Origin of the sequence: Paenibacillus sp. FSL R10-2748, from assembly GCF_038005565.1 — a bacterium.
Classification (GTDB): domain Bacteria; phylum Bacillota; class Bacilli; order Paenibacillales; family Paenibacillaceae; genus Paenibacillus; species Paenibacillus polymyxa_B.
The window spans coordinates 260,847-270,436 of the sequence record NZ_JBBOTK010000007.1; the positions used below are offsets into that span (position 1 = coordinate 260,847).

A 9,590-nucleotide genomic window follows, 5' to 3' on the forward strand; every position below is an offset into this window, starting at 1 on the left:
CGTACATAAGGGCAAGCTCCTTATGTACGAAAGGGCAAATCCGAACTGAATATGTTTTTATTTACCATTTTAATGATGCAGAATACCTCGTTCCAGAGACACGGCTACCGCTTCGGATCGGGAATCGACACCGAGTTTATTGTAAATGTTCGTTAAATGTGCTTTCACGGTCCGCTCCGAAGTCCCCATGTCGAACGCAATTTCCTTGCTCCTAAGCCCCCGTGCAACGGACTGTAATATAATTCTTTCTTTCTCAGTCAGAATTGAAGTATCTTCATGCTGCTCGCTCTTGACCTCTCTCTCACTTGTTTTAGCAAAAACTCTTGCTGTAATTTCCGGCTGAAGAAGTGTCTCTCCCCTTAATGCTGATTCAATAGTCCGAAATAGATTCTCACGGCTGGTATCTTTTAATAAATATCCTTTTGCCCCTAAAGACAGTCCCTGGATCATTAAATCATCTTCGTTATAGGTCGTCAGGATAATAACTGGTGTGCCATTTTGTCTTTCTTTTAAAGCTTTCATTGTCTCCAACCCGCTCATTTGAGGCATATATAAATCCATTAGTATGACATCCGGCTGAAGTTCCTCAATCAGGGTAAGAGCTGTTGCCCCATCTTCGGCTTCACCGACAACCTCGTAGCTGTCATTTGTCTCTAGAACAAGCTTTAGCCCTTCTCTAACCACCCAATGATCATCTACAATTAGTATTTTAAATTTCATGCTATGTCTCCTTTGGTAAGAGGTGCCTCTACTTTAATAGACGTACCTTCTTGAGCTGTGCTGTTGATCTGTATTGTTCCACCCAGTAGACGCGCACGCTCGTGAATGCCTATGAGTCCGTAGTGTCCTGATCGTCTGGCGATGATATCTGGATTAAATCCTTTTCCATCATCACGGATCTCTATATAGATTTTACCTCGATTATCTAAAATATTGATCCCTACATTCTTGGCATGCGAATGCTTGGCTATGTTCGTTAGACATTCACTTATGATGTGCAGCCCATGCTCAATCAACAGCCTGGATACCGAGGATTTCATTTTGATGTCCAGTACTGTTCGAATACCGGTAGCCATCGTAAAACGCTGAGCTTCTTCCCGGACTGCATCCGCAAAGTCGACTTCAGAGGCCGATTTTGAACGCAGGTTGTCTATAGCACGTCGTGAGTCAGCCAATGCCTTGCGTGCCTGGGACATGGATTGCTGAACGATTTCATGGGCTCTCTGTGAGCTGCCTTGTGTCAGATGGGCATCTACGGCTTCCAACTGCATAATAAGGCCAGCAAGACCTTGAGCCAGTGTATCATGCAGGTCCCGGGCCATGCGTTGCCGTTCGTTGGCTAACGTAAGCTCTTCCACTTTTTGATGTGCAAGCTCCAGTTCAGTAAGAAAGTTTTGGGTACGAATCCGCGCATTGACCTGCCTGTAGAAAAGAATAGCGTATGCAGCTACGATAACAGCTATAAGAATGAGCAGCGTAATAAACAGCACTGAGTTTTTGCTATCGTGACTCCATATAATGTAGGAACAAAAAAGAAGATAAAAACTAAAAAACAGCAACACAATTTTTTTAGCATGATAATAAACCCCTATGGTTTGACCGATTAAAACCGGGATTAAACCAGTCAGCACAATCGGAAAGCTTTCAGGCAGGAGAAAGACGCTCGAAAAGATGATTCCTCCTTGAATAATAAAATAAAACCATGAGCAGTAGTATAGAACTTTACGAACATACCAGTACAAAAGTACGTGCAGAATCATGGTCAAAGAGAACAATATACTTTGAAGTGGTAGTGGTGTATATATATTTTGAAAAATAATTCCCTCGCCATAGATTAGAGTGATCCATAATATAATAGGAATTCTAGTTATATTAAGTCGATCGCTATCGTTTATCTTTAAGTCTAAATCGTGGTCTTGTTCATTGGATTCTTTGCCCATAATCCACCTCTCTATTCCTTTGGTTCAACTCCAGATGCTTGGAAATGAAAAGCCATGCAACTAACTTCGTTGTATACAAAAAAACTTTATAGTTACATTTTATCATTTTGTAACATAGTTAAAAGTAAGTAAAACTGTTTCTCAAGTCATTTTACAAAATTATGGAGTTATAAAAAACGTACGTATGGGCGAGGACGTGTGTACGTTTGGGCAAAATAAATGTTTGTATGCTAAATATTCAATATCAATTATAAATTTTCCCATCTTCCTTTGTGAAAAAGCAAATATACCTTACTAAAGATGACTTTAACAATCATATATATTGGGATAACCAGCACGAGAATAATCACTGTCAAAGGGTGAACAAAGAAATGATATTCTCTTGTATTTGCTGGGTCAAAAGAATAACGATAAGTAACCAGATTGCCCAGATGCTGACTGGTTGAAGCCAATAATAACAAATGGATCGATGATAGAATTGCCCCGACAAAAGAAAAAAATCATAATCATTTCAATCAAAGTTAATATTAGTAATTAAAACAATTTCTCCTAGTTTTACTTTGGTTTCTCTTACTTATCTTAGATTAAATGCCGAAATAAAAAAATCGTACATAAAGGCATAGCTTCATGTACGATAGGGCAAATGATTATCTTAGAACCTACTGCTCATCCATACGGGATGGGTATTTTTTAAGATGCATTTCAGCCGGAACACTTATAGAATCACGCAGATGCTTAACATCGTTCATCGGTGACCGCCCAAACATGCGGGAAGGGCTCTCGTAACCAAGGCGAAAGCTCGCATCGACGGCATCTAATCCATTCGAAAGAAATAAGCGGTGTGCTGCCTGCGATCGGATAGCCTTTTAATGCTGTACCGCTGATAGCCGTTACTTTTTTAAAATGTTTGTGCAAGATGGATAAACGGACATCAATTTATCGCAAATGCACATGGGTGCGCTTTCTAGCTCTTGCGGCGCTATGTAAGCTACTCAAAAAGCCATCTAATCATAAAAGGTACCCTCCCATATTTTATGGGTTGCCTTTATAAATATTTCCGACACTGCGCCACATCATTGTTTTCGTCTGGAGCTGGTTGAACCTCGTAAGGAAGTCCTTACACAATGTTCTTTAAATACATTACGAGAACACCTATTGTATCCATGTAGTGACTTCCCTAATACCCATCCATGAAAAACAAAAAAACAACTTGGTTTTAATTCAAGTTGTTTTTTTAAACCGGCCGTTTTCAATCAGTGACAGTGATTGTAGCTTCATGGCGTCCGACTAGAAGTAACGACGATTCTTCCCATACAGCCAGACGAACAAGACTACCGAAATCAAGACCACTCATTAAGCGTGGCTATGGATACATAATCTTTTAATAGTTTCTCTGGAACTACCTTAATCAACTCTTCCATAGTCCATGGGACATCGTTTTTCTTTATCTCGTGCGTCGATACAGGATCTGAGTAAAGTGTAATCCGTCCGTTAGCTGTTACCGAAAATACCGCTCCACTTATATAGGCTGCTTCTTGGGTAGCCAAATAAGCTACGAATGGAGCCATATTTTCTGCTGGTCCGTGCGCCTCTTCGACTTCTTTCATCTTTGTCTCGTCAACTTTCATGGTGATGCCCTGAGCCTCCATCAACCCTCTCAGCGTAGCACCGAAGTTAACATGACCACGTGACGCGGCTTGTGGGCAAAATGCATTGCAGGTTACACCAAACTGATACAATTCCTTGGATGCCGCCTTGGTCAGACCGACAATCCCCGCGTTAGCAGCGCTATATGCCCCGAGCCCGGCTATTCCCACCCATGCATCGGAAGCAACATTTAAGATACGTCCGAATTTTTGCTTAATCATGTACGGTATGGCGTGGCTCATACAGTTGAATGTTCCCTTGAGCTTGGGCACCGTCTGATAATCCCAGTCCGCCTCCGACGTATTTGTCAACATACCGAATCCTAAGCCTGCGGCGTTATTAACCAATATGTCAACCCTTCCAAACGCATCGACTGCAGTTTGAATCAACTTTTCAGCTGAGGTATAGTCAGACACATCTCCATAAAAGGGAACTGCCTCCCCCCCTTCTCTTATAATTTCGTTAGCGGTACTCTCAGCATCGCCGTTTAAAGCGAGAAGCTTTTCTCTTTCAGATTCATTGAACTGTTCGTCAAGTTCTTTCTTAAAGGAAGCTGCTCCAGTCGAGCCTGGTTTGCGGTTGTTGGTTACTACCTTGGCTCCTTCGCGAGCCAGCTTGAGAGCAATACCTCTACCTACCCCCTGTCCAGATCCTGTCACAATAGCTACTTTGCCTTCCAGTCTTTTAGTCATAATCGTTTCCTCTCTTTTCTAATGTTTTGATCCAACTTGCATTAGCAGACAAGTGTTTTCTCATTCGTTCGTAAGCATTCTAAGCGCTCCCTCCAGATAAAACGAATACTTAATTGTGACTACTCCTTAATTTGGAAATTGATAGCCCATTGCTCAGGACACCTTCATTTATTATCAGTACCCCAGTGGATCTAAATGTTATTGGTAGCCTCAATCCTAACCGTTTGGGCAATGCAGTCTTTCGTTTCAACAGTCACACAAATAATTCCACTTGTTGTTGGACGAATAACTGCAAGCGCTTTTCCATTAAACGTAGTGTGCGCCGTATCATAGTAATTTTCTTCTGTCATCGGATTTGCGCTTCCAAAGCCGAGTAACATACCTGCACCCTCTACCTTGACTGATACCTTACGATCAGCAAGTGATTTAATAATTCCTTTTTCATCAATCAGGGAAATATTAATGAATGCCAGATCGTTATCATCGACTGCAATCCAGGTACGGTCTACGTCTACCTGCAGGTTCACCTCATTGCTGGCAGACATCATTGAAAAACGTCCTGTTTCCTTTCCATCGATGTAAGCCACCGCGACAATCTCACCTGGTATATATACTGTATCAAACTCTGCTTTAAACGCATTGTCTTCACCGGTACCGGCTTTCCCAATAGATTTACAATTTACCAGAAGTTCTACTTCATCAGCATCTGAATACACCTCTACCTTTACAGGCTTACCTTCATACCCGTCCCAACTCCAACTTGAAATGGAATCACTCCAACTCCACGGGGTTGTAGTAGGCTTCTTCCCATAGTGTTCAGGACGCTGTACAGCAATGTAAGGCTGATTCCTTAGCCCAAATACGATTTCCCGATAGAATGAGATAGGACGGCGATTTCCAATTATGTCAATATCACCACAAACTGCAACTAGCCAAGGATAAGCACCAAACATACCCTCGCCTTTGCTGGTTTCGTCATATACTATTTTACCAATCCCAACTTCTCCTAGATAATCCCAACCAGTCCATGTAAAATCGCCAATTACATGCCCGTTTTCTTTTACAAGTTTCCAGTTGTTGGCGATATCCTTGGGAAATGTTTCGGTACCGCAGATAATCCGGTTAGGAAAAAGTCCTTTATCTGTTACATATCTATTGTCCGCATAGTTATATCCTGCTATATCTACCGCTGCAAAGGATTCAGCAGTGGATTGGGTAACAACTTCCAAACTCTGAATATTTTTCATCATATCACTAGCATCTGCAATTAACGTATTTACATCACCTGTAGCGCTTCTGTTTTGCATTATTGATTGCAATTGACTCATTACAGAGACCATACCATTAATCGAATTGATTATATATCTGGTACTATCTAAGCTGCGAATTTTCTCTGTAAGTTTCCTGCCCCAGGCTGCACCATTTGCAGTACCGGTATCCGGGATTTCATTTCCAATAGAATACATAATTACACACGGATGGTTGAAATCTTTATCTACCATCGACTCGATGTCTTTTTCCCACCAGGTAGGGAAATTCAGTGCGTAATCATAATCACATTTATTCTGAGTCCATATATCAAAGCTTTCATCCATCACTAACATCCCCAAACGATCACATACTTGGAGCAAGGGTTTACTCATGGGATGGTGAGCACTGCGAATTGCATTGAATCCCGCCTCTTTTAGAATCTCAATCCGTCTCTCTTCGGCACGCTCAATAGCAACAGCGCCAATCACGCCATGGTCATGATGTATACATGCACCACGAAGCTTAATAATTTCTCCGTTGATACGCAGACCATCTTCTGCATCTAGAGAGAGAGAACGGATCCCGAATGTATTCGTTTCTTCATCAATTAAATAGTCTCCGTCCATTACCTTACTTCTACACGTATACAGATAAGGGGTGCCCACATTCCATAACTTAGGCTGTTTTATATATAGGCGTTGGCGAATTGTAGCACTTTCATTATTAAAAGCAGTCAAAGGTGCTGTATCAGAAGCAACCGTATTGCCATCTGCATCTACAATTTCCGTGATAATCTTGGTAGACTGTGGATTCATACCTTCGTTTACCACAACTGTTGCTACTATAACACTCGCACGTTCACTTAAAATATCCGGGATTGTGATTTTCACTCCGTCAACCGCAATGTGAACCGAGTTTGAGACCATAATTTTAGTATTGCGATAGATCCCTGCCCCCGTGTACCAACGGGAATCATCGTTACTCCTTGCCACCACTTTAATTTCATTTTCCTCGCCGTATTTAAGGAAGCGATCTGCCTTAATATAAAAATTGCTGTATCCGTAAGGATGTTGTCCTGCAAAATCACCATTGATATACACCATTGCATTCATGTACACACCCTCGAACTCAAAGGTGACTCTTTTTTCTTTGTACTCTTCTGATACAAAAAATTTCTTTACATATTCAAATGTCCCATCAGGAAAATACCCTTTTTTATGTCCACTTGCTGTATGTTTCTTTCTTAGCTGAGTAATCACAGCATCGTGCGGAAGTGTGACTTTTTTAGGTGCTTCACCTGGAGTCATGTTAAAGAAACCTGTAGAGGGCCCGACAGTCCATCCATCGTTAAAAGAATTACGGATCATGTTCCTTCCACCCTTCAAGTAAGTCTTATCATATAGCTAATATAAAGGTAACAAAAAAAATAGAAGGAAGCATTGCCCCCTTCCGATGACTTTATTATCAAGTGTGCTCATTTCCGACTAATTCACTATCGGACCTTTTATTCTGCCTGTACTGTTCAGGAGTCATTTTGTGAAGGTTGTGAAATACATTATAAAAATGGTTACGATTTGTATAGCCTATAGAATCTATTATTTTGGTAACGGACATACGAGTGTTCAGAAGCATGTCCTCTGCCTTTGCAAACTTAATTTTTCTTAAAAACTTTGAAAAGGTAAGCCCGGTGTGCTTTTTAATAAGCCTAGTGAAATAATCCTCTTGAAAATGAAAGCGACTGGTAAGGTCTTTTAAAGAAGTCTCTTTATAATTCTTTCTTATATACTCTTCTACATCCAAAAAAAGAAGATCATTCATTTTTTTTAGCTGTGTTTTAGTAAGGTTTACTTCAAAGTCCATTGTCAACACATGAAATATTCGAATCATGAGTCCTTTAACAATATAATTTGCCCCTTTTTTATTCCCACATTTTTCAGCGCAAACTTGGTCAATTAGTGGAAGGATAACATCCTTTTTACCTCTTGGTGAGAATTGTAGAAACTGTCTTAAATTTTTCTGCTTCAATAAGGCTTTTCTTATAAATTGTTGAACATTGCTGTTTTCTATTTCTGAAAGAAACATTTCGTCAAAAAAATCCTCTTTCATACATATAAATACAACGAAGTTATCCTGTTCTTTCACATAATCTGCATGTTCGCTGTTTCTGTCGATAATGACTACGCTTCCTTGATTAAAAGTATACTTTTGGCCACCAATCAGTTGACTGAATTCTCCCTTTACAATATAAGCGATTTCAATATAATCGTGGCGATGTATCTTTGACATGCCTGCATTTAATCTATCTTCAACATTTGCTGGTATAGGAGAACCAAAATTCAAAGAAAGTACCACCTTAGAGTCCGATGTGTTTCTCCATAAAATAATAGTAAAGGATCCAATAAGACTAAGAACGGTTTCATTATCACTGTTAAGTATTATACGATCTTGAAAAGGGTAATGAACCATGAAATTTTCGTCCATTTTTGGAAATGAATTAGTAGCACTAAATACTTCATACTGTTTTAACAAATTCATAGGCCCACCCCTTAGATAGTTGTAAACGGCTAACGTTAAGATGCATTGGTGTTACAGCTTTTGTTGAACTTGTATACATTAAGATATTTCGACCAAGTGAATTCTATTTTCTTAAAGAAAACCAGTGGTATTTGCAACGCGATCTCGTACTTCAACATGTTTTCCGATGTGAACCTCTTACTCTCTTCTTGGAGTAACAATTGCCATATCTACAAAATCGACGTTGCCCGTCTTTCTCCCCTCTACAAGTAATAAAATGGATAGTTATTATTGTGTCATTAGAAAAGAATTGATATATAAATTTGATCTTACATATAAAGCCCTCACAACTATGGCTCAATTAATCAACGGTTAAATTTTCAATAACTTTAATACAAAAAGTATTATATAAAGATACATGCAAATTATATAAAAATAGATTAGAAACCTGCCGTCCAACCGGCGTCAGCAGCTATAACAGCACCGTTTACAAAGCTCGATTCATCTGAAGCCAGGAAAAGGGCTACTTTTGCAATTTCTTCTGCTTGTCCAACGCGAGGAATAACGCCCTGTGTAACCTTCGTTCGGGAAGCACCAAACTCATTCAAGTTGTTAATAGTGGAAACAATATTTGTAGCCGTCGCTCCTGGCGCAATTGCATTACATCGAATGCCCTTTTGAGCGTACATGAAACCCGTGTTTTTCGTAATTCCGATTACAGCATGTTTAGAAGCCGTATAAGCAACGCCCGCATGTGCACCACTGAAACCGCCCGTCGATGCCGTATTTATAATCACGCCTTTTCCTTTGTCTAGGAAGATCGGGATCGCTTTACGAATCACTCGCATAATACCTTTTGTATTAATATCAAAAATCAGATCCCATTTTTCATCGTTCACATCTCCTACAGCTGCCATGTTATCCATAATGCCGGCATTATTAACCAAAATATCGAGTGTTCCATATACTTTAACGGCTGTATCAATCATCACATTAATGTCATTCAAATCGGCAACGTTCGTTTTAACAGCTATTGCTTCGCCGCCATCTGATTTAATCCCCTTTGCAACCATTTTAGCCCCTTCAATATTGATGTCGGAGACGACAACCCTTGCTCCTTCTTTCGCATATAACTCTGCAATTGCTTTGCCCATGCCCGATGCAGAGCCTGTAACGACAGCTACTTTACCTTCTAAACGCATAAATAATCCCTCCGAACAGTTATTAAAATCTATATTTTGAAAAAATGATACATATCAGTACAACAGCGAAGATATTATCTTCAACTCTCTCAATCTAGTCCGGTTCTAAAAATGCTAACTGCTCTGCGAGGCCTTACTCGCGGTATTTTGTCGCCATGTCTTCATTTTTGCCAACAGATTCAGCCCGATGCAACTGATCGAGCCTTTCACTTTTACCGGAATGTATCTTGTTCACTGCTTTCTCAGAGAATGTAGGTAAAAATTGAAGAAAATAATCAAAAAACTGATCTTTAAAAAAATGGAATTCCTTTTCTTCTCTTTTATTCAATTTCATTAACTCCCCT

General features: G+C 40.0%; 7 protein-coding genes. All 7 read right to left on the reverse strand.

Annotation, left to right across the window (positions count from 1 at the left end):
- Nucleotides 1-69: 69 nt before the first annotated feature.
- Nucleotides 70-720: a response regulator gene (locus NSS66_RS20945; RefSeq protein ID WP_076265068.1), complete on the reverse strand. Its 651-nt coding sequence runs from the start codon at nucleotides 718-720 to the stop codon at nucleotides 70-72.
- Complete coding sequence (locus NSS66_RS20950; RefSeq protein ID WP_076265067.1) at nucleotides 717-1,940, reverse strand: sensor histidine kinase; 1,224 nt, start codon at nucleotides 1,938-1,940, stop codon at nucleotides 717-719. Before NSS66_RS20950 ends, NSS66_RS20945 begins: the two co-directional genes overlap by 4 nt.
- A gap of 1,340 nt (nucleotides 1,941-3,280) precedes the next feature.
- Complete coding sequence (locus NSS66_RS20955) at nucleotides 3,281-4,279, reverse strand: SDR family NAD(P)-dependent oxidoreductase (protein WP_076265066.1); 999 nt, start codon at nucleotides 4,277-4,279, stop codon at nucleotides 3,281-3,283.
- A 191-nt stretch (nucleotides 4,280-4,470) separates the two neighbouring features.
- Nucleotides 4,471-6,897, reverse strand: coding sequence for a glycoside hydrolase family 2 TIM barrel-domain containing protein (locus NSS66_RS20960; protein WP_076265065.1), 2,427 nt, complete (start codon nucleotides 6,895-6,897; stop codon nucleotides 4,471-4,473).
- A gap of 97 nt (nucleotides 6,898-6,994) precedes the next feature.
- Complete coding sequence (locus tag NSS66_RS20965; protein ID WP_076265064.1) at nucleotides 6,995-8,065, reverse strand: AraC family transcriptional regulator; 1,071 nt, start codon at nucleotides 8,063-8,065, stop codon at nucleotides 6,995-6,997.
- Between the two features lie 419 nt (nucleotides 8,066-8,484).
- Nucleotides 8,485-9,246: an SDR family oxidoreductase gene (locus NSS66_RS20970; RefSeq protein WP_076265063.1), complete on the reverse strand. Its 762-nt coding sequence runs from the start codon at nucleotides 9,244-9,246 to the stop codon at nucleotides 8,485-8,487.
- 133 nt (nucleotides 9,247-9,379) lie between these two features.
- Nucleotides 9,380-9,590, reverse strand: a 211-nt coding sequence (locus tag NSS66_RS20975; protein ID WP_340959692.1) for a hypothetical protein, incomplete at its 5' end; no start/stop codon positions are given.

Bases quoted from the DNA above. Each gene is read 5' to 3' on its own strand.
- NSS66_RS20950 (WP_076265067.1), bottom strand. From the start codon at position 1,940: ATGGGCAAAGAATCCAATGAACAAGACCACGATTTAGACTTAAAGATA.
- NSS66_RS20960 (WP_076265065.1), bottom strand. From the start codon at position 6,897: ATGATCCGTAATTCTTTTAACGATGGATGGACTGTCGGGCCCTCTACA.
- NSS66_RS20965 (WP_076265064.1), bottom strand. From the start codon at position 8,065: ATGAATTTGTTAAAACAGTATGAAGTATTTAGTGCTACTAATTCATTT.
- NSS66_RS20945 (WP_076265068.1), bottom strand. From the start codon at position 720: ATGAAATTTAAAATACTAATTGTAGATGATCATTGGGTGGTTAGAGAA.
- NSS66_RS20955 (WP_076265066.1), bottom strand. From the start codon at position 4,279: ATGACTAAAAGACTGGAAGGCAAAGTAGCTATTGTGACAGGATCTGGA.
- NSS66_RS20970 (WP_076265063.1), bottom strand. From the start codon at position 9,246: ATGCGTTTAGAAGGTAAAGTAGCTGTCGTTACAGGCTCTGCATCGGGC.